Here is a 20,270-nt window from a genome sequence, read left to right on the forward strand (position 1 = left end):
ATCACTATGGCTAGGTATCTGAAATCTTTTTGTTTATCGTAAATTATTTATTCGCCACGCATCTTCATATCAGGTAGTTAATCCAGTTTTTAACAAGGGTTCTATAGGGTGTAAGAGCGCAACGAATAAAAATCAGCTGAATCAATGAATGGTACTATCTAAAAGGTGTGAAAAGAAAGGAAGATTAGATGAACGGTTATAAAATCAGGTTAATTGTTTCTATGATTTTATCGATTTTATGTTTATTGGGAGCAATCATAGATTACGGAGGATATATCGGCTTCATCTTGGTGTTTGTGATCATTATCCCAGGACTTGCGGGAATCCATTTTACCACAAAAATCACTATGAGAAGGTACTTGAAATGGTCTCTGTTAGTCGTGAATTATTTATTTGCGACTACGCTCACCATATGGGATTTGGTCTATGTTTTCTTACAATTTTTTTATAAATAAAAAGGAACAGGCGTATCAAGAAAGATATTGAAAGAAGGAGAAAAAAATGATTCAAAATAAAAAATATTGGATTTTGTCGTTTGTATTATTGATACTTTCATGTCTACTTGCTAGACATTATTTTTTATCCTATAGACTATATCCACTTGTATATCAAAGGATTATTGTCTACGGTTGTTGGATACTAAGCGGATTTAGTTTATTTTTTTGTCGGGCGATCAGTAATAAATTTCTGAAGCGTATTGTCATTAGCATCAACATTTTCTGTATTTATGGTTGGTGGTTTATATATGATTTTTGAAACTACAGATATTCATAAAATTAAAAGGAGAATAAGATGACGAATAATCAATTCAGATTATTAATTGCGATGTTTTTTTCGATTTGTTGTTTTGTTGGAGGAATCGTTTATGGAGATAGTCCTCAGAGTGTCTTATTATTTTTCATTATGACATTTCCTGGATTAGCTGGGTTTTATTATTCGATGAAAGCCAATCTTGGACGATACAAATGGATGATTGTTTCTCTGAATTATTTTTTTGCTACATTTATTATTATTGGACAATTCATTCAATTAATTGTTTTAACTTTGAACAAAAAATAGAGTTAAATATTACTTGAAAGGGAGATTGAAATGAAAAGTACATACAAAAGATATTGTTCATTGATTATTTTACTCTTATCGATCAGTGTGATTACGTTCAGTATGGTTCAAGGAGGTCGCTATCGTATTGAATGGCGAGTAATATTGACATCGATTTGTTGGCTACTTAGCAGTATAAGTTTATTTTTTTCAACGTTCATTGAAAGTAAAGTCTTAAAAAACTTAGTCATTTTTTTTAACTTTAGTTGTATCTACGGTTGGTTGTTTTCTTTTGGCTAAGTGTCTATTACTGATGAAATGAACAGTAACTTTACATAGAAAAAAGCACCATAACGCCACAATGAATAAAAGATGAATAGGAGATCACCATGAAATTCCATAAAATAGGATTGGGTCTGTCGATGCTGTTGTCTATCTTATTTATGATAGGGAGCTTTCTATATCGAGAAGAGCCACTTTCAAGTTTTGCATTTATCCTGTACATGGTAATTCCCGGACTTATGGGGATTTATTTTACGAACTGTCTTACGATGATTAACTATCAGAAAGGATTTCTCTTAGTCGTAAATTATGGATTTGCGACCGCTATGAGTTTGATGCGTGTGATTGAGTTTATTTCTAGTAAGCTATGATCGTTAATCGTTGAAAAAAGAAGTGAGATGAATGATTTCGACTGAACCTAAAAGATTTAAGTTTTTTTGCCTACTATTTATGTGCTTGTCAGTTTTTTTGCGAGTTTTTATTTTTTACCTTATTCACCATATACTTGCGAGATTAAATTGATGATTTCCACTATTTGCTGGTTCTTGAGTGGGATTAGTTTATTTTTTTCAACAGGAATAAAATTCGGTTGGGTAAAAGTATTGATCATTTTGGTTAACTGGTTCTGTATCTTTGGCTGGTGGTTTTCTACTAGATAAGTATTTTTTAAAAGGAGTGAGTGGAATGTTTGTAAAAAAAAGTATGCCGAATAAATATATTTCGTTCTATCTATTGGCGCTTTGTTTTCTATTAGGAAGTTTAGTTTTTGTTTTCAAATTTTATTGGTTATTTGCAACAGTCCAATATTCTTGGTGGATCATCAGTGGAATCAGTTTGTTTTACTCAACTAGAATCCCCTCAGCATTCTTAAAAAGAGTGCTCATTGGCATTCATCTTGTTTTGATGTACGGTATTGTACTAGGAACTTTATTAGGTTTTGTCAGCTTTGGTAAGGTGGAGTATTTATTGTTCCCTGTGGCGTACGTATTGATTGTGGGCGCGCTTCATGAGTTAGAGAAAAAGAAAGCATTCTTTATCATGGGATTGATCATCCCGATGTCTATTTCTACACTCGCATTTATTTATGCTCATTATTTGATTATTTTTCAAAGTCATTCATTCGAAAGTTATTATTTGATTCCTTTACTGATGTTGATGGTGATCACTGGCTTGATCGGTTTATACGCCGCAACAAAGCTTGAAACTAGTCGGCGAAAATTTTACTTATTGTTTATCAACTATTTGTTTTCTACATATTTCAATGTTGTGCTGTTACTTTTGTTTTTGGTGAATGTAGTAAGAAACTAAATCACGAATAAAACGCCTCTCATAGCAAAGTTTTGGTATCTGAAAAGTACAGAATGGTCCAACTAAAAAACGTCGCTTTTTTAAATTGATTATTTAGGGGTGAAATTTTCAGAAAGATGACGTATAATGTAAAATACTGAAAAGTTGCGACCTTCAACTCGTAGATGTTTCAGAATCTAATTGAAATGATGGTGATACCATGACAGACAACAGCAAAACACGCGTTGTCGTTGGGATGAGTGGCGGTGTTGACTCATCTGTAACAGCACTTTTGTTAAAGGAACAAGGCTATGATGTAATCGGGATCTTTATGAAAAACTGGGATGATACCGATGAAAATGGCGTCTGTACGGCGACGGAAGATTATAAGGATGTAGCGAAAGTCGCTGCCCAAATCGGGATTCCTTATTACTCAGTCAATTTTGAAAAAGAATATTGGGACCGTGTGTTTGAATATTTCTTAGCAGAATATCGTGCAGGACGTACCCCGAACCCAGATGTAATGTGCAATAAGGAAATCAAATTTAAAGCATTCTTAGACTATGCAATGGACTTAGGAGCGGAATATGTTGCTACTGGCCATTATGCGCAAGTCACACGTGATGAAAATGGCGTGTCACATATGTTGCGTGGGGTCGATAATAACAAAGACCAAACGTATTTCCTTAGCCAATTGTCACAAGAACAGTTAGCAAAAACGATGTTTCCGTTAGGCGGTATGGAAAAATCAGAAGTACGTGCGATCGCGGAACGTGCCGGTTTAGCAACTGCGAAGAAAAAAGATTCAACAGGTATCTGTTTTATCGGCGAAAAGAATTTCAAACAATTTTTAAGTAACTATTTACCAGCTAAAAAAGGCAACATGGTGACCCTTGACGGTGAAGTTAAAGGTGGACATGCTGGTTTGATGTACTACACGATCGGACAACGCCAAGGCTTAGGCATTGGCGGCGGTGGTGATTCACAAGAACCTTGGTTCGTGGTGGGTAAAGATCTTGCGACGAATACGTTATATGTTGGACAAGGCTTCCATCATCCTGCATTGTATGCAACAAGTTTGGATGCAAGCGAAATCCATTTTACAACGAATGAACCAATGCCAAAAGAATTCAAATGTACAGCGAAATTCCGTTACCGTCAACAAGATGTGCCGGTAACCGTGCGCTTATTAGAAAATAATCGGGCAGAAGTGATCTTCGACGAACCCGTGCGCGCAATCACACCAGGACAAGCCGTTGTTTTTTATGACGGAATGGAATGTCTAGGTGGCGGATTGATCGATCATGCGTATCAAGAAACGAAAGTTTTGCAATACGTCTAAGATAATCTAAAAAAGCCACAGGATTTTTTTACGAATCCTGTGGCTTTTTTGCTATTTATTGACAAAAGCATGACCATTACTTGTTTCTTCCTGCTTATGGATCTCCTTCGTATTATGGCGAACCAGCACAAAGTTTGCAAGTACAAGTAAGGAGGTGGATAAAAAGACACCACGATAACCGAAGATACTTGAAACGCTTGAACCGATCAAGGGGCCAACGACATTTCCAGTGGCTTGGAAGGATTGATTGTAACTAAAGATTCTTCCGGCAGCTTGTGCAGGTGAGTATTTAGTGATCAATGCTTGCACCGCTGGTAGGAGGCAAGCGTCTGAGATCCCGATCAAAAACCGTAATCCTGCAAGTTGCCATACATTCGTTACGAAAGCCATTGGGATATAGACGATCAAGGCAAAGCCTAATCCGATGGCTAAGATTCGTTCACTCCCGATCTTATCGCCTAAGCGTCCAAAACGAGGAGCGGCTATCAGGGTGGCAATCCCAGGAATAGAAGCAATGATCCCGCTGATCAACGTGACGTTGCCGTGTCCATGTAATAATTGCCGGATATATAAACTAATGATCGGACTGATCGAATTATTTGATGCTTGAATGATCATTGTCGTTATAAACATGCCGATGACGACATGCGGGTATTTCAGGTCACGGAAAATTTGTTTAGCAGAAACCAACTCGCTTTTTTCTACTGGAACAAATTGTTCATGGACAAAAAATAAGCTAAGTAAGAAAACGAAGAACAAAATCGTCCCAGTAATAAAGAAGGTAGGGCGATACCCAAAAGCAGAAGCAGAAAGTCCGCCGAGTAAAGGACCAAGCAATGTTCCGGTCACAGAGCCGGTCGCCAAAGTGCCAAGTACTTGTCCACTTTTTTCTCTTGGGGTACCAGTGGCGACTAAAGCTGTAGCGTTACTGATATAGCCGGAAAAAATTCCCTGTAACAGACGTAATGCGACTAATTGATACACGCTGGTTACTAGACCCATCAAGGAAATCACTACCGCCATCCCTAGAGAAGCGCGCAACAACATCAACTTTCGGCCTTTTTGATCGGCAAGTCGTCCCCACCATGGAGAAATCAAGGTAGTAACAAGGAATGTAGAGGAGAAGGTCAAGCCACTCCAAAAGTTCAATTGTGACGTACTGTAATTTCCTAACGTATCTATGTAAAGCGACATAAAAGGCATCACTAGGCTAAACCCAATCCCTGCCATAAATGTACCAAACCACAAAACAACTAGGTTTTTCTCCCATGTTTCTCTTCTTCTGAATACTGCCTCTTTTACTCTTGACACCACAATTAAAGCCTTCTTTCTGAAAATTTTCATCTACAATCATTTATTATAAACTACAATGTGTAGTTTATCAACAACAAGTCTTTTTTCTCTTCGTCTTTCATGGTAAACTTAAAGGGATTGAGTTTATTCCATAAGAGGGGAAATCAAATGAAAAAACGAACGCTGTCACAAGAGAAAATCATCGACTGCTTTCGAGAATTAGCAGAAGAGATGGCTGTACAGCAAATCACTTTCCAACATTTAGCTAAGGCATTGAATATCAAATCACCGTCGCTTTATAACCACTTTAAGAATATTCGGGAAGTGAAAACGGCGTTGACTGCGAAACTTTTAACGGAGTTGAATGATCAATTACGTCGAGTGTTAGTTGGGAAAAGTAAGGGAGAAGCGATCCAAGCGTACGCGCAAACCTATCAGTCATTTGCGTTTCAAAATCAGGCAGTCTATGAACTGCTGATCAGTGTACCGCATACAAATGAAGAAATTCTATTAGAGGGAATACACGAAACGAACCAAATCATTTTACAAATATTTGACGCTTTTTCTTTGTCGAAAGAAGAAAAGGTCCATCGAAGTCGAGAACTGCGAAGTATGATCCATGGGTACCTTTCGTTACGTTTTTTAGGGTACTTTACCAATGAACCGAATGTTTCTCCAGAAGAAAGTTATGTCTGGATGATCGACGACTTTATTGCAACTTTACCAATAAAATAAAAGGCATCATTTAAATTAATTTTCTGAACATTCATAAAAAGCCCCTTTTAAGCAAAATTTCTTGCAACTTTCTTGGAAAGTGACTAATATGTTTTTAAGATGACCTGAGAAAAGGAGCGCATGTATGTATCAAGTAATTACAATGTTCGGTGATAATGAGCCTTGGTGGTTCTTTGAAGATTGGCAAGAAGATATTCAAATGGAGGAAACTTTCACCTCTTTTGAAGAAGCACAACAAAACTATGAAGAAAAATGGCTGGCCATTAAAGACAACTATGAGTATATCCATGCCAAAAATAATTTTCTTAGCGCTTTTTGGAATGATGGCGATGAGCGCTGGTGTGAAGAATGCGATGATGATTTGCAGCAATACAAAGGACTTGCTTTGCTGAAAGATTATCAACCGATCACTTTGGAAAGCAGAAAGGATTTTTATGAAACAACTAATTCTAGCGGAAAAGCCAAGCGTTGCGAAAGACCTAAGCAAGGTGCTTGGTGCTAATCAAAAACACAAAAACTATTACGAAGGACCCAAGGTGATCGTGACTTGGGCCCTTGGTCATTTATTAGGTCTAAAGATGCCAGAAGACTTAAATAAGGAATGGCAAAGCTGGCAGATGGAAACCTTGCCGATGATCCCTAAAAAACTAGGGATCAAACCCTTACCAAAAACTGGTCATCAATTGAAAGCCATCAAGCAATTGGCTAGTCGTAAAGATGTCTCAGAAGCAGTGATCGCCACAGATGCCGGACGTGAAGGAGAACTCGTTGCACGTTGGATCTTGGAATACGTTCACTTCAATAAGCCGGTGAAACGTTTGTGGATCTCCTCTCAAACGGACAAAGCAATCAAGACAGGTTTCAGCCAATTGAAACCAGCTAAAAGCTATGATGCGCTGTATGAGTCTGCTTTGGCTAGGGCAAAAGCAGATTGGTTGGTCGGATTGAATGTGACACGTGCACTGACAGTAAAATATCAAGACAATTTATCAGCGGGTCGGGTACAAACCCCAACCTTAGCTTTAGTGCGTAATCAGGAAAAGAAAATCGAATCGTTCCGACCACAAACGTATTTTACGATTTCATTGACAGTCGGCAATGAACAAGCAAAAATGGTCCAAAAAAATCAGTTTGCTTTGAAATCCCATGAAGAAGCCCAAGCGTTTGTTAAAACCCTTAGTCAGAGTAAGGGAACAGTAGTCAACATCGAAGAAAAAACAAAGACAGAAAAAGCTCCTCTGCCTTATGATCTCACGGAGATCCAACGAGAAGCCAACCAACGTTATGGCTATTCTGCAAAGAAAACGTTAGGACTTGTTCAAAGTTTATACGAAACGCACAAGATCGTCACCTATCCACGAACAGATAGTAAATATTTGACGAATGATATGAAAAGTACCATGAAAGAAAGACTTCAAGCCATCAGCGATTTTGCACCAGAAGTGAAAACTTATTTGAAGAATGGGGCAGTGGTTCGTCAAACGAGTGTCTTCCAAGATAGTAAAGTAACAGATCACCATGCTTTGTTACCGACGGAAAATCGTCCACGCTATGAAAAATTAAGTAACGAAGAACAAAAAATCTACCAAATGATCGTGACACGATTCTTAGGCTTATTTGCAGAACCACATAAAATCAGTCAAACGAAAATCACTGTCGTATTTGGGAACGAACAATTTGTTTTCCGCCAAAACCGGGTGTTGGAAGCTGGTTGGAAAACCTCTGCTGAAAGTCATGTGGATTCGTTTGACTGGAAAAAAGACATGCGTATCCAACCTGATTTTACGATCAAAAAAGAATTGTCAGCACCGCCGAAACCTTTGACGGAAGCAAGTCTGTTAGGCTTAATGGAAAAACACAGTTTAGGCACGCCCGCGACTCGTGCGGAGATCATTGAAAAGTTGATCAAATCCGAATTGATGGAACGCACACCGCAAGGCTTACAAGTCTCACCGAAGGGCAAGCAGTTGTTAGAACTGGTCAATCCATCACTTGTGACACCAGATTTGACTGAAAGTTGGGAAAGAGATCTAGAAGCGATCGCGCTTGGAAAAAAACAAGCCAGCGTCTTTTTACAATCCATCGAAAAAGAAACGAAGCGACTTGTCCAAGAAATCAAAACAAGTAAGCAAGAATACCAAGATTTTTCGATTACCCAAAAGAAATGTCCGGATTGTGGCTCGAATCTTCGTGAGAAGAACACAAAAGATGGCAAAATCTATGTGTGTACGAATCAAGATTGTAGCTATCGTCGTCGGAAAGATCCGAAAGTCTCTAACCATCGTTGTCCACAATGTCACCGCAAAATGGAGATCATTGAAGGCAAAAATGGCGCTTACTTCCGTTGTAAATTTGACGGGACGACAGAGAAGATGCTAGGGAAAAAAGAGCAGAAGAAAAAAATGACAAAACATGAAGAACGTCGCTTGATGAAGAAATATTCTCAAGCAGAAGAACCGGAAGAAAGCCCATTAGCAGCAGCCTTAAAAGCTGCGATGAAGGATAGTTAAGTTACAAGACTTCATACCTTGGCAGATGATCCACATGAGCGAGTAGTCGCTCAAAATCTGCAAAGGGAAAAATGATGGTACTGGTGTTGCTGTTTGGATGAAAGCCCACGGTATCTTTGCGATCGATCGAGGAGTCAATGACGACTTGGATCTCGTTTTCTAAATCGTTGACTAAGGCAAATGGATTGACGGTACCTGGCGGAACATGTAACAACTGTTTGACTTGGTCTTCTGACACAAACGATAATCGTTTTTCATTCAACTGTTCTGCCAATAACTTCAAGTCGGCTTGTTTTTCATCAGGTAAGACGACAAAATAAATTTGTTTGCCTTTCTTTGATTTGACCAAAAGATTTTTAACTTGTGGACCGGGTAAAGTAAAAGTTAGATTTTTGACAGAAGTAATGGCTGGATGATTCACTTCTTGGTAATTGATTGCCAATAGATCAAGCAATTCATAGGCCTCTTGTTTCGTGGCATGACACATAAAAAACAATCCTCCATTCATTTTTTATTTATTTTAGCACAAAAAAGATTGACAAATAAAAATGAATCAGGTAAATTACTCATTAAGTTAAATAAAAGACATCGAAAAGAAGAGTAGCAATTAAGTGTTTGAAGAGAGTCTCTGGTTGGTGAGAAGAGGCAATAACTGATTGTGAAACACATCTTGGAGTCGATTTTCTGAACAGCCAGTAAGAAAATCCGGGAAGCCCGTTATAGCTGCGGTCGTTGTTAGACGACCAGATAAGGTTAGTTTTGCGAGAAACTAATAAAAAAAGGTGGAACCACGTATTTTGCGTCCTTTGATCTTCGGATCAAAGGACTTTTTTTGTTTTTCATGTGGTTGGAAGGGACAGCTAACAATGTACCCCTTTAAAGAAAAGAGGAGGAAAAGAAAATGAATGATTTATTAGAAGTGATGCCACAGTTGTTAGTAGGGGCGCTGACAACCTTGAAATTATTTGCCTTTACCTTGATTGGTTCTTTGCCATTAGGAATTATTTTAGCCTTAGGGTTGTCGTTACATTTTAAACCGATCCGTTATTTCCTACAAACGTATGTCTGGATCATGCGAGGAACACCGCTATTATTACAATTGATCTTCGTGTTTTACGGTTTGCCAACGATCGGGATCGTGTTTGATCGTTTCGAAGCTGCTTTGATCGCATTCGTTTTAAATTATGCTGCCTATTTTGCTGAGATTTTCCGTGGTGGTATCCAGTCGATCCCTAAAGGGCAGTATGAAGCAGCTCAAGTCTTACAGTTGAGTCCTTTCCAAACAGTGACAAGAATCATTATTCCGCAAGTAACAAAAATCGTGTTACCTTCTGTCGGCAATGAAGTCATCAATCTAGTAAAAGATTCTTCGTTGATCTACATCTTAGGTTTAGGTGATGTGATGCGAGCGGGTAAGATCGCGATGGAGAGAGATGCAAGTTTACTTCCATTGCTTGGCGTGGCCCTGATCTATCTCGCACTAACAGGAGTGCTGACGATCGTGTTGAAGCAAATTGAAGAAAAATTAAATTATTACCGCTAAGAAACGAGGAGGGAACAGCGATGATTGAATTAAAAAAGATTAGTAAATCATTTGGTGACAAACAAGTGATCAAAGATTTTGATTTAGTAATACCGGAAGGACAAACATTAGCGATCGGCGGACCGTCAGGAGGCGGTAAAACAACGATGTTACGGATTTTAGCCGGTTTAGAAAAAGCTGACAGTGGTGAGTTTTACCTGGATGGCACGAAATTTGACCCTTTTGAATTGAAAACAGAAGAACAAGTGGTAGGCGTCGTGTTTCAAGATTTCCAGCTTTTCCCACACTTGAGTATTTTTGACAATATTACTTTGGCACCTAAAATGGTGTTGAAACAAAGTAAAGAAGAATACACGAAAAAGGCGGAGGAATTAGCGGACTCATTAGGGATTCGTGATTTATTAGGAAATTATCCTTATCAATTATCTGGAGGACAAAAACAACGTGTGGCCATTGCTCGTGCGTTAGCGATGAACCCACGAGTGTTAGCTTATGATGAACCGACAAGTGCATTAGATCCAGAGTTACGTCAACAAGTAGAGAAGTTGATTCTTTCATTAAAAGAAGAAGGCGTGACACAAATCATCGTGACCCACGATTTAGTCTTTGCTGAAAACGTTGGGGATCAATTGATCAAAGTTATGCCAAGTAAGTAGGAAAGCGGTGGGGAGAAAATGAAAAAATTCAGCTTTTTGATTTTATCTTTGATTGGTTTTTTCTTTTTAACTGGCTGCACGAATGAGCGGACAGCGACAGAAAGCTGGTCAAGAATCAATGAAGAAAAAAAGATTATCGTAGGACTAGACGACAGCTTTGTACCAATGGGTTTTCGTGATAAAGATGGTAAACTGACAGGATTTGATATTGAGTTAGCGAAAGCTGTCTTTGATGAATATGGCATTACTGTTGAGTTCCAACCAATTGACTGGTCAATGAAGGAGTTCGAATTAAACAACGGAACAATTGATTTGATCTGGAACGGGTATTCAAAAACGCCAGAACGTGAAGAAAAAGTCTTGTTTACAAAACCATATATGAAAAATGATCAAGTGTTGATCACACCAAAAACTTCTGGTATTACAAGCTTTGAACAAATGCAAGACAAAATCTTAGGGGCACAAAACGGTTCTTCTGGTTATGATATGTTTGTCAGACATCCAGAAATACTCAAAGACTATGTGAAAAATCAAGAGGCAGTTTTGTACGCAAGCTTCAATGAAGCATTGATCGATTTGAAAAGTGGCCGTACAGATGGTGTGTTGATCGACAAAGTCTATGCCGAGTATTTTTTGAACATACGAGACGAATTAGACAATTTCAATGTGATCAAAGGGGACTTTGATGGAGAAGATTTTGCTGTCGGTGCGCGAAAAAATGACGAAATACTTGTGGAAAAAGTCAATGATGGCATAGCCGAATTGGTTGAAAACGGAAAATTTAAAAAGATCTCAGAGAAGTGGTTTGGTGAAGATGTCACACCAGAATAGGTAACAGGATGACATGAAGGATCGAATCATAGGGGAAGTCAAAATAGTGGAACAGCATCTGCTGCTCCGCTTTTTTTGTTTGTTTTGGACTTATTTTTTAAATGACTAGACTTTTATTTAGAAATGTCAAAAATCTACTTGGTAATGAAAAGGGTTTCGTGTTATTCTAAAGAGGTAAAGATTGAACTAGGAAAGGAAGATGTTCATGGAACACCAAAAATTAACGGCATTTCCTGATGATTTTCTTTGGGGATCTGCTTCAGCTGCCTATCAAGTAGAAGGCGCATGGCAAGAGGGCGGAAAAGGTGAGTCTGTTTGGGATCGCTTTGTTCGTATTCCAGGTAAGACATTTAAAGGAACAAATGGTGACCTAGCAGTAGATCACTACCATCGTTATAAAGAAGACATTGCCTTGATGAAAGAACAAGGTTTGAAAACGTATCGCTTCTCTGTAGCTTGGACACGTATTTTTCCAAATGGCCGCGGCGAGATCAATCAAGAAGGCTTAGCTTTCTATATGGATTTGATTGATGAATTGATCAAACACGACATTGAACCAATGTTGACTTTGTATCATTGGGATCTGCCACAAGCATTGCAAGATGAATACCAAGGATGGGAATCTCGTCAGATCATCGAAGATTTTACGAACTATGCAAAAACATTATTCGAAGCATTTCGTGGCAAAGTCCACTATTGGGTTAGTTTGAACGAACAAAATATTTTTACTTCACTCGGTTATTTATTAGCGGTACATCCTCCAGGAGTGACTGATCCAAAACGAATGTACCAAGTGAACCACATTGCCAACTTAGCTAATGCAGCAGTGATCAATGCGTTCCATGAAATGGATATGCCTGGGAAAATCGGACCTAGTTTTGCGTATACGCCAAACTATCCGATCGACAGTGATCCAAAGAACATTTTGGCTGCTGAAAATGCGGAAGATTTGATGGCACATTATTGGATGGATGTTTATATGTGGGGCAAATATCCAATCGCTGCGATGAAATTCTTGGAAGAACAAGGGTGGGCGCCAACGATTGAAGAAGGCGATGAGGAGCTATTAGCATCTGCGAAACCTGACTTTTTAGGCATCAACTACTACCAAACAGCAACGAATGCCTTTAATCCATTAGATGGTGTCGGTGCTGGTAAGATGAATACTACAGGTAAAAAAGGTTCATCAGAAGAAACAGGCGTGCCTGGCATGTACAAAAAAGTAGAAAATCCATTTGTCGAACGTACAAATTGGGATTGGGAAATCGATCCAGAAGGTTTACGTATTGCTTTGCGACGAATCACGAGTCGCTACCGTATCCCTGTGTTGATCACGGAAAACGGTTTAGGTGAATATGACAAATTGACAGAAGATAAAAAAATCCATGATGACTACCGTATCAACTACTTGGAAAGTCATGTCAAAGCCATCAAAGAAGCTATTTCAGATGGTGCAGAAGTCTTGGGCTATTGCACATGGTCTTACACAGACTTGCTGAGCTGGTTAAATGGCTACCAAAAACGCTATGGCTTCGTTTATGTAGATCAGGATGAAACACAAGAAGGATCACTTGATCGCTACAAAAAAGATAGCTATTACTGGTACCAACAAGTAATTCGTGAGAATGGCGCGAATATTGGGAACCAATAAATATTGCACGAATAATACGTACTAAAGTGGATGGCACAGTTTAAAAAAAGGAACAAAAGAGGAAGTTTTGCTCATCTTTTGTTCCTTTTTTTGTTTGCCTTTTAGCTTTTACATCACCTAGAATTTCTGTTGATCACTAGTCTAACATAAATTGTTGAAGCACCGTTACACCAAAATCAGGTGCAGTCAATAATGTTGCGCCGATTGCGGCATCCGTCAATTTCCCACTATATGAATTTAGTGTAAGTAGTTTTCCGCTTCGAACGTTTCTGAACTTGTACAAAGGAATGGTTCCATAGGCATTTCCTGCGCTTACTACTCGCCATTGTGCTCGTTTATCTGAAGCATTTAAAACCCCAGTGCGTACAATAGAGAAGCCATCCCATTTACTATCTGATTCATACATTGAAAAATTATTTGCTCGATTATGGATGACAAAGGAATTGTTAGCCTCATAGAATACAAATCTCCATTGTTGGTTCGTATTCCGATGTTCATTAAAATAGATGACATCATCACTACTTGCTGAATCATCTAGCGCTCTACTATTATTAAGAGAATTAATGATGTGATAAGAATTACCTACTCTATTAGCCAATTCTTTTTGCTGTTGGTAGTCTCTGTCATCATTCACAGCAGTGAGTCCTTTCGAATTTATAGCAATTGTATCAATGAGTTGTTTCTTTTCCCAAACATTGCCAATCACTCGATAGATTTTCATCTCATTTTTTGAATGATCGACTTCTGCAGTTAAGTAAGTTTTTTGAGAAGCACTGCCAGAAGAATAAACTGGGACTTTGCCAAAATACTGTGGGTAAGAAACCTTACCGATTGTTTTGTGATAATGCCCTGCAAAAACGGCTCGCAACGTTCCATTATCATAATATTTTTCTACCATTGCCTTGAATCTTCCTTGGGGATCACTTCCCAATTTCCAATCATTTGGTTTATGTATATAAAGAATAGCCGGTTGGTTTGCACTTCTTGCTTCTTCTAACTGTCTCTCGATATAGTCCATTCCAGGTGTTAACCAATAAGTAGGGCCAGTCCCATCAGAGCAAGAAAGATGCATCGTGGGATAATTGTTGGCTGTGATCATTCTAAAATCCCCGATTTTTTGTGAATAGTTTAGGCTACCAACATGCTTAGATTCGAAAAAGTAATCTTCTTTCCAAGTATCTTTTGAAATCCAATTATGAGGTCTATAGGTATGCATCCTGTTAAAGGTTATCCGCCAAGCTTGGTTGAGGAAAGTATCCTCGAAATTATTTTCAATATCATGGTTTCCTAGGCCATAAGAATAAGGCATTTTTAGTCTACTGAATAATTGATCCATGCGACTCCACTGAGAGCCTTGACCGTAGGCAGTGACATCCCCATTGACATAGGTATGTATTACTTTATTGCCGATGCTTGTTGAATAATCATTGATACTGTCATACTGATTTAAAATTAACGCAGCGGACTCCGCTCTGAGATCGCTATCTGATTGATAAATACCATCGTCTGTTTTTGCTGTCCATGGAAATTGAGGATCAGAGGTAACTACAAACGCATAGTCGATGTCTGCGAATGCCGTAGTGCCAACCATAATTGTACCTACTAGAATACTCGCACTCAAAGTAATGCTTTTGATCATTTTATTTATTAATATTTTAGTACGCTTTTCAAATTTCATTTCTACTCCATTCTCTTAAATTAATTTATTTTTTAAAGTTTGTTTCACTTTTATTTTGAAATTCTACACTCGAAGGCTTTTTTGATTCTTGTGAGTGCTATGACAAAACAAAAAGTGGTGTGATTTCCTATATTGTCGTAACCTCCTTTAAAGTTGATTGTTTATAAAAAAGTATATCTTCCTATAATAGGTACTGTTCATAGTGTGTGGTGTTGCAACAAATAATTCTTCTTACAAAGACATAAAAGAATTTCTATCATAATCTCAACGAAAGAGCGAAGACGATGGAGGCAAAAGGGGTGGCGAGGATCGTAGGAAGAGCTTTGAAGAATCAGATAAAAAGAAAATCAGTAATCGGGAAAACAAAACTTTTGTTCGCTTGCTTTTTTTTGTATAATGGAACTTGATGAAAAGAGGGATATATCATGGCAAAGAAAAAACGTCCTGCTAAGAAGAAGAGAAAAACTAAAAAACAAAAACAGCAGCAGGAGCAAATGATTGCGATCGGTGTTGGCTTTGCTTTTATACTATTTGCTGTCTTTGGCTTTTTGAAATTAGGCTTTTTAGGCATTTTAGTGGCGAATGGCTTTCGCATAGTCGCTGGAAATACGTATCAGATCCTCTGTGTATTATTAGCAGTTTTAGGATTTTGGATCATGGTCAAAAATAGAGAGTTCACGATGGGTAAGAGTCGTCGTTGGCTGGGAGTCGGCCTGTTTTATTTAGGTATCTTACTCTTTTTACATGCCAATCTTTTTGGAAAACTGAACAGTGGAGAACCAAATATCATTGGAACGACTTGGGATCTACTATCCGCAGATATACGTCAAAGCCAAATCACCACGAATGTCGGTGGCGGTATGTTAGGTGCATTTATTTATAATCTGACATTCTTTTTGATCGCTCAACCGGGAAGTTATTTCGTAGCTGTTTTATTGATTCTTGGCGGAGCAGTATTATTCAGCAATGTTGAGGGTCATCAATTATTGAATGCCTTACAAGTCATGGGAGATAGATTCCAAGAACTGTTAGAAGGCGATCCAGAAAAGCAGGCACGTAAACAAGCTGCGAAAGAAGAGCGGCAAAAGCAACGAGCAGAAGCGAAGGAAGCAAAACGTCTTGCTGCGAAAGAAGCAGCCGAAGCTGAAGCTGTGGAAATGGAACAAAAGCGAGCCACTCGTCAAAAGAATCAGGTCCAAAAGGAAACTTCTCCTATTTATGAAGAAAGTGAACCTGAACAATTAAGTTTTGTGCCGATTGACAGTTTTCAAGGAAATGTCCAACCTCCTGTTATGGAACGTCCTAAACAGGATGAGATGAGCCCAGTACAAGAGTCTTCCGAAGATGAGTTATTTGAAGATGATGGCACTGCATTAGAATTTGAGATCGAAGCAGAAGAAGAAAATCAAGCATACGAGCTACCTTCAATCGATTTATTAGACTCAGCGCAAACCGTGGATCAAAGTGATGAGTACAAGAAAATTGAAAAGAACATTGGCGTGTTAGAACAAACTTTCCAAAGTTTTGGTGTCGATGCGAAAGTCGTCAAAGCAAGTTTAGGCCCATCTGTGACGAAGTTTGAGATCCAACCAGCTGTCGGAGTAAAAGTAAGTAAAATCGTTAGTTTGACTGATGATATTGCCTTAGCTTTAGCCGCAAAAGATGTTCGTATGGAAGCACCGATCCCTGGGAAATCACTGATTGGGATCGAAGTGCCGAATAGCAAGATCAGTATGGTTTCGTTTAGAGAGATCATCGAAGCCCAACCGGATCATCCAGACAAGCTATTGGAAGTACCTCTAGGACGAGATGTTTCGGGGCGTGTCCAAACGGCCGATTTATCGAAAATGCCTCACTTGCTCGTTGCCGGATCGACTGGTAGTGGGAAGTCAGTAGCAATCAACGGCATCATCACAAGTATCTTGATGCGAGCAAAACCTCATGAAGTCAAACTGATGATGATCGACCCGAAAATGGTTGAGTTGAATATGTATAATGGTATCCCGCATTTGTTGACGCCAGTTGTGACCAATCCTAGAAAAGCAGCACAAGCATTGCAAAAAGTCGTTCAGGAAATGGAAGAACGTTATGAGAAGTTTGCTGCAACTGGTGTGAGAAATATCTCTGGGTACAATGAATTTGTCCAACAAAAAAATCTAGAAAATGGAACCAAACATCCGACCTTACCATTTATCGTTGTCATTGTTGATGAATTAGCGGATCTGATGATGGTTGCAAGCAACGAAGTCGAAGATGCGATCATCCGTTTAGCGCAAATGGCTCGTGCCGCAGGTATCCATATGATCTTAGCGACACAACGCCCAAGTGTGGATGTTATCACCGGGATCATCAAAGCCAATGTGCCTTCACGAATGGCGTTTGCTGTTTCCAGCGGAACAGACTCACGAACGATCATTGATTCTAATGGGGCGGAAAAGCTCTTAGGACGAGGGGACATGCTCTTCTTACCAATGGGTGAGAACAAACCGATCCGTGTTCAAGGCGCCTTCATTTCAGACCATGAAGTGGAACGTGTGGTTAACTTTGTCACCGATCAACAAGAAGCCAATTACGAAGAAAAAATGATGCCAACGGATGAAGTTGAATCAGCTGGTTCAGCTGAACAACCTCAAGATGAACTATTTGAAGAGGCAAAAGCATTAGTTATCGAAATGCAAACCGCTAGTATTTCTCTGTTGCAACGTCGTTTTAGAATCGGCTACAATCGGGCAGCTCGTTTAGTCGATGAATTAGAGGCTCACGGCGTCGTAGGCCCTTCAGAAGGCAGTAAGCCTCGAAAAGTTTTTATTGAACAAATGGAAGAGTCAATGGAGCAACCATTATCTGAAAATCAGGATATATAAAATGAAAGCAAGAAATCTTTTCTTATCGAATTGATTTTTTGCTTTCATTTTGCGTTTAGTCCATAAAAATATTTTTTGTGAAAAAAAACAGGTAGTAACAAAACGACTATTATAAAATCATTCATGTTAAAAAAATGATAAGCTTAAAGTCACAATAGTTTTTTTAGATGAAAGGAGATTCACTGAATGAACGATGAGACAACGAAAAAGATTGATCAAGTAACGAATGAAGTTTCCGAAAAAATCACGAATGAACAATTAACAGAAACAAGGGATGAAGCGACTGGAAAACCAGTCAACGAACAACCTAAAGTACGAGCCAAAGAACCAATCGAAGAACCAGTCAAAGAACTGGATGCCGATGTAGATGCAACCGAAGAACCAATCGAAAAACCGATCGAAGAACCGATACAACCAACGAGTCACCCAAAAAAAGCAACGCGTGATGAACCCCAAGTCGGCTTGGCAAATTCTGAGTTTCAAAGGGGCAATCAGGAAGTACCGGAAGAAATCAAAAAATGGAATTGGGGCGCCTTCTCTCTTAACATCATCTGGGGAATTGGGAACAAAACGTATCTTCCATTACTGTGTCTGATTCCACTATTCAATCTTGTTTGGGTGTTTATTTGCGGATTCAAAGGCAATGAATGGGCATGGAGAGATGGAAACTATACGGATATTGAAACATTCAAACAAGTCCAAAAAACTTGGAGTCGAGCTGGCATAGCGATGTTTATTATTCAAATTGCGATCATCCTTTTATATCTTGTTTTCGTCGTATTCATTCTTTCTAGCTTATGGTATATTCGTGATTCTTTTATCCGGGATTCGTATAACTATGATCCTTACATTTATGATGGTTATTACTACTAGAAAGGAGAAAATAAGATGCATCAAAAAATGATCAAAACTATTTTTATATTGAATATCGTTCAAACAGTGATTTATCTTTTTGGTTTCTTTAACCGAGTAGCAGAGCAGTCAGGTCTGGTTCCTCTCGTCTATGTGACACGTCTATGGGGGAATTTTTATGGAATTATTTTTTGGTCGATCCTAAGTATGATTTGCGTGATCGGCTTCACTTTAACCTTATATTTATTGCTTTCAAAAGCAGTAGATTCTAAAAAAACAGTCGGGTTGATCATTTCTGCTATTGGTTATGGTTCCCCACTGCTATTCAGTTTTTTCTTGATCATTCCAGCAACCTTGTTGATTTTAGGGCTTATCTTTATTAAATGGATGATTTTAGATCCAGAAAAATCAGTAGAAGAATACGATGAGTGGCATGATACCCATGCATGACCTAAATAAGATTTAGTACAAGTTTTTAACGATTATTTAGTTTCTTTTGTGAACTATTGCATTAATAAAGGGAATCAGTTATAGTATGTAGCGATACTTTGAAAAAAAGAGGGAATAATCGTGGAAAAACAATCCATTTATGGCTTAACAAATAAAGAATTGACTGCTTGGTTTTTAGAACATGGTGAAAAGAAATTCCGTGCCTCACAAGTATGGGAATGGCTCTATCAAAAGCGTGTCACAAGCTTTGAAGAAATGACGAATCTTTCAAAAAGTTTGATTGAAAAACTATCAGAAAATTTTGAGATCAATCCATTGAAACAAGTGATCGTGCAAGAGGCAAGTGATGGGACAGTCAAATACTTGTTTGAGTTGCCAGATAAAAATATGATCGAAACGGTGTTGATGAGACAAGAATATGGCTTATCTGTGTGTGTAACTACACAAGTCGGATGTAATATTGGCTGTACTTTTTGTGCCAGTGGTTTATTAACGAAAAACCGAGACTTAACTGCGGGTGAGATCGTGGCTCAGATCATGATGGTCCAACATTACTTTGATGAACGTCAACTGGGGGAACGGGTATCCCATGTCGTAGTGATGGGGATCGGTGAACCATTCGATAATTACGACAATGTGATGGATTTCTTGCATATCATCAATGATGCGAAAGGTTTAGCGATCGGCGCTCGTCACATCACGGTGTCAACTAGCGGGTTGGCAAACAAAATTAAAGAGTTTGCTGAAAATGGATTACAAGTCAACTTAGCGATTTCATTACATGCACCAAATAATGAAGTCCGTACGTCCATGATGCGTATCAATCGCCGTTTCCCAATTGAAAAATTGATGGAAGCAGTGGATGAGTATTTAGAGAAAACAAACCGTCGGATCACATTTGAATACATCATGCTGAATCAAGTAAATGATCGGCCAGAACATGCGCAACAACTTGCTGATCTGTTGAAAGACAAGAAAAAATTAACTTATGTCAATTTGATTCCTTACAACCCAGTAAGTGAACATGATCAATATTCAAGAAGTCCAAAAGCGGATGTATTGAAATTTTATGATGTGTTGAAAAAGAACGGCATCAATTGTGTGATTCGCAAAGAGCATGGGACAGATATTGATGCAGCTTGTGGGCAATTGCGTAGCAAACAAATGAAAAAAGAAAAAACTGTAGCAAAATAAATATTCTTAAAGTTAAGTTTTCTTTCCTTCTCTTTTTCCCGTTTGGCTGATAGAATAGGCTGAA

Annotated in this window: 19 protein-coding genes and 1 other annotated feature; of the genes, 16 read left to right on the plus strand and 3 right to left on the minus strand. The window is 38.6% G+C overall.

Annotated features, from left to right (window positions below):
- The first annotated feature begins 188 nt into the window (after positions 1–188).
- The 5 genes from IGI79_RS03135 to mnmA all read left to right on the plus strand — a co-directional run bounded on the left by IGI79_RS03135 (position 189) and on the right by mnmA (position 3,949).
- On the plus strand, positions 189–455 hold the full coding sequence (locus IGI79_RS03135; RefSeq protein ID WP_019724199.1) for a hypothetical protein: 267 nt from the start codon (positions 189–191) through the stop codon (positions 453–455).
- Positions 456–792: 337 nt separating this feature from the next.
- On the plus strand, positions 793–1,059 hold the full coding sequence (locus IGI79_RS03140) for a hypothetical protein (protein WP_108143881.1): 267 nt from the start codon (positions 793–795) through the stop codon (positions 1,057–1,059).
- A gap of 30 nt (positions 1,060–1,089) precedes the next feature.
- Positions 1,090–1,338 (plus strand): hypothetical protein, encoded by a 249-nt coding sequence (locus IGI79_RS03145; protein WP_335884526.1) that lies wholly within the window; start codon positions 1,090–1,092, stop codon positions 1,336–1,338.
- 666 nt (positions 1,339–2,004) lie between these two features.
- Positions 2,005–2,628 carry a hypothetical protein gene (locus IGI79_RS03150; RefSeq protein ID WP_195274206.1) on the plus strand — a complete coding sequence of 208 codons (624 nt, stop codon included), beginning with the start codon at positions 2,005–2,007 and terminating at the stop codon, positions 2,626–2,628.
- A gap of 199 nt (positions 2,629–2,827) precedes the next feature.
- Positions 2,828–3,949: a tRNA 2-thiouridine(34) synthase MnmA gene (mnmA, locus tag IGI79_RS03155; RefSeq protein ID WP_335884527.1), complete on the plus strand. Its 1,122-nt coding sequence runs from the start codon at positions 2,828–2,830 to the stop codon at positions 3,947–3,949.
- Positions 3,950–4,000: 51 nt separating this feature from the next.
- Here the strand turns inward: mnmA and IGI79_RS03160 are convergent, their stop codons facing one another.
- Positions 4,001–5,263 (minus strand): multidrug efflux MFS transporter, encoded by a 1,263-nt coding sequence (locus tag IGI79_RS03160; protein WP_438845710.1) that lies wholly within the window; start codon positions 5,261–5,263, stop codon positions 4,001–4,003.
- A 147-nt stretch (positions 5,264–5,410) separates the two neighbouring features.
- On the opposite strand from IGI79_RS03160, the gene IGI79_RS03165 reads away from it, so the two are divergent.
- From IGI79_RS03165 to IGI79_RS03175, 3 genes are all read left to right on the plus strand, one after another.
- Positions 5,411–5,977, plus strand: a complete 567-nt coding sequence (locus IGI79_RS03165; RefSeq protein WP_010736170.1) for a TetR/AcrR family transcriptional regulator — start codon at positions 5,411–5,413, stop codon at positions 5,975–5,977.
- A gap of 124 nt (positions 5,978–6,101) precedes the next feature.
- On the plus strand, positions 6,102–6,479 hold the full coding sequence (locus IGI79_RS03170; RefSeq protein WP_066025124.1) for a DUF1033 family protein: 378 nt from the start codon (positions 6,102–6,104) through the stop codon (positions 6,477–6,479).
- Positions 6,412–8,487: a DNA topoisomerase III gene (locus IGI79_RS03175; RefSeq protein WP_438845711.1), complete on the plus strand. Its 2,076-nt coding sequence runs from the start codon at positions 6,412–6,414 to the stop codon at positions 8,485–8,487. Before IGI79_RS03170 ends, IGI79_RS03175 begins: the two co-directional genes overlap by 68 nt.
- A 1-nt stretch (position 8,488) precedes the next feature.
- Here the strand turns inward: IGI79_RS03175 and IGI79_RS03180 are convergent, their stop codons facing one another.
- Entirely contained in the window at positions 8,489–8,974 is a 486-nt protein-coding gene (locus IGI79_RS03180; protein ID WP_010736167.1) for a YbaK/EbsC family protein, read from the minus strand.
- Between the two features lie 92 nt (positions 8,975–9,066).
- Positions 9,067–9,297: a binding site (T-box leader), on the plus strand.
- A gap of 91 nt (positions 9,298–9,388) precedes the next feature.
- Between IGI79_RS03180 and IGI79_RS03185 the strand changes: the two genes are divergently transcribed.
- From IGI79_RS03185 to IGI79_RS03200, 4 genes are all read left to right on the plus strand, one after another.
- Positions 9,389–10,030, plus strand: a complete 642-nt coding sequence (locus tag IGI79_RS03185) for an amino acid ABC transporter permease (protein WP_010736166.1) — start codon at positions 9,389–9,391, stop codon at positions 10,028–10,030.
- 20 nt (positions 10,031–10,050) lie between these two features.
- Positions 10,051–10,686, plus strand: coding sequence for an amino acid ABC transporter ATP-binding protein (locus tag IGI79_RS03190; RefSeq protein WP_010736165.1), 636 nt, complete (start codon positions 10,051–10,053; stop codon positions 10,684–10,686).
- Positions 10,687–10,704: 18 nt separating this feature from the next.
- Positions 10,705–11,517 (plus strand): amino acid ABC transporter substrate-binding protein, encoded by an 813-nt coding sequence (locus tag IGI79_RS03195; RefSeq protein WP_010736164.1) that lies wholly within the window; start codon positions 10,705–10,707, stop codon positions 11,515–11,517.
- A 205-nt stretch (positions 11,518–11,722) separates the two neighbouring features.
- On the plus strand, positions 11,723–13,168 hold the full coding sequence (locus IGI79_RS03200; RefSeq protein ID WP_066025120.1) for a glycoside hydrolase family 1 protein: 1,446 nt from the start codon (positions 11,723–11,725) through the stop codon (positions 13,166–13,168).
- Positions 13,169–13,304: 136 nt separating this feature from the next.
- Here IGI79_RS03200 and IGI79_RS03205 read toward each other — a convergent pair whose 3' ends face one another.
- Positions 13,305–14,846: a metallophosphoesterase gene (locus IGI79_RS03205; protein ID WP_430608264.1), complete on the minus strand. Its 1,542-nt coding sequence runs from the start codon at positions 14,844–14,846 to the stop codon at positions 13,305–13,307.
- A 425-nt stretch (positions 14,847–15,271) separates the two neighbouring features.
- On the opposite strand from IGI79_RS03205, the gene IGI79_RS03210 reads away from it, so the two are divergent.
- From IGI79_RS03210 to rlmN, 4 genes are all read left to right on the plus strand, one after another.
- Positions 15,272–17,710: a DNA translocase FtsK gene (locus IGI79_RS03210; RefSeq protein WP_438845712.1), complete on the plus strand. Its 2,439-nt coding sequence runs from the start codon at positions 15,272–15,274 to the stop codon at positions 17,708–17,710.
- A 462-nt stretch (positions 17,711–18,172) separates the two neighbouring features.
- Positions 18,173–18,583 (plus strand): ribonuclease G, encoded by a 411-nt coding sequence (locus IGI79_RS03215; RefSeq protein WP_195274208.1) that lies wholly within the window; start codon positions 18,173–18,175, stop codon positions 18,581–18,583.
- Between the two features lie 15 nt (positions 18,584–18,598).
- Positions 18,599–19,012 carry a hypothetical protein gene (locus IGI79_RS03220; protein WP_066025116.1) on the plus strand — a complete coding sequence of 138 codons (414 nt, stop codon included), beginning with the start codon at positions 18,599–18,601 and terminating at the stop codon, positions 19,010–19,012.
- Between the two features lie 120 nt (positions 19,013–19,132).
- Positions 19,133–20,206 carry a 23S rRNA (adenine(2503)-C(2))-methyltransferase RlmN gene (gene rlmN, locus IGI79_RS03225; RefSeq protein WP_010736158.1) on the plus strand — a complete coding sequence of 358 codons (1,074 nt, stop codon included), beginning with the start codon at positions 19,133–19,135 and terminating at the stop codon, positions 20,204–20,206.
- Positions 20,207–20,270 lie beyond the last annotated feature (64 nt).

Origin of the sequence: Enterococcus sp. AZ084 (genome assembly GCF_051714905.1) — a bacterium.
Lineage (GTDB): Bacteria > Bacillota > Bacilli > Lactobacillales > Enterococcaceae > Enterococcus_B > Enterococcus_B pernyi.

Bases quoted from the DNA above. Each gene is read 5' to 3' on its own strand.
- IGI79_RS03135 (WP_019724199.1), top strand. From the start codon at position 189: ATGAACGGTTATAAAATCAGGTTAATTGTTTCTATGATTTTATCGATT.
- IGI79_RS03140 (WP_108143881.1), top strand. From the start codon at position 793: ATGACGAATAATCAATTCAGATTATTAATTGCGATGTTTTTTTCGATT.
- IGI79_RS03145 (WP_335884526.1), top strand. From the start codon at position 1,090: ATGAAAAGTACATACAAAAGATATTGTTCATTGATTATTTTACTCTTA.
- IGI79_RS03150 (WP_195274206.1), top strand. From the start codon at position 2,005: ATGTTTGTAAAAAAAAGTATGCCGAATAAATATATTTCGTTCTATCTA.
- mnmA (WP_335884527.1), top strand. From the start codon at position 2,828: ATGACAGACAACAGCAAAACACGCGTTGTCGTTGGGATGAGTGGCGGT.
- IGI79_RS03165 (WP_010736170.1), top strand. From the start codon at position 5,411: ATGAAAAAACGAACGCTGTCACAAGAGAAAATCATCGACTGCTTTCGA.
- IGI79_RS03170 (WP_066025124.1), top strand. From the start codon at position 6,102: ATGTATCAAGTAATTACAATGTTCGGTGATAATGAGCCTTGGTGGTTC.
- IGI79_RS03175 (WP_438845711.1), top strand. From the start codon at position 6,412: ATGAAACAACTAATTCTAGCGGAAAAGCCAAGCGTTGCGAAAGACCTA.
- IGI79_RS03180 (WP_010736167.1), bottom strand. From the start codon at position 8,974: ATGTGTCATGCCACGAAACAAGAGGCCTATGAATTGCTTGATCTATTG.
- IGI79_RS03185 (WP_010736166.1), top strand. From the start codon at position 9,389: ATGAATGATTTATTAGAAGTGATGCCACAGTTGTTAGTAGGGGCGCTG.
- IGI79_RS03190 (WP_010736165.1), top strand. From the start codon at position 10,051: ATGATTGAATTAAAAAAGATTAGTAAATCATTTGGTGACAAACAAGTG.
- IGI79_RS03195 (WP_010736164.1), top strand. From the start codon at position 10,705: ATGAAAAAATTCAGCTTTTTGATTTTATCTTTGATTGGTTTTTTCTTT.
- IGI79_RS03200 (WP_066025120.1), top strand. From the start codon at position 11,723: ATGGAACACCAAAAATTAACGGCATTTCCTGATGATTTTCTTTGGGGA.
- IGI79_RS03205 (WP_430608264.1), bottom strand. From the start codon at position 14,846: ATGAAATTTGAAAAGCGTACTAAAATATTAATAAATAAAATGATCAAA.
- IGI79_RS03210 (WP_438845712.1), top strand. From the start codon at position 15,272: ATGGCAAAGAAAAAACGTCCTGCTAAGAAGAAGAGAAAAACTAAAAAA.
- IGI79_RS03220 (WP_066025116.1), top strand. From the start codon at position 18,599: ATGCATCAAAAAATGATCAAAACTATTTTTATATTGAATATCGTTCAA.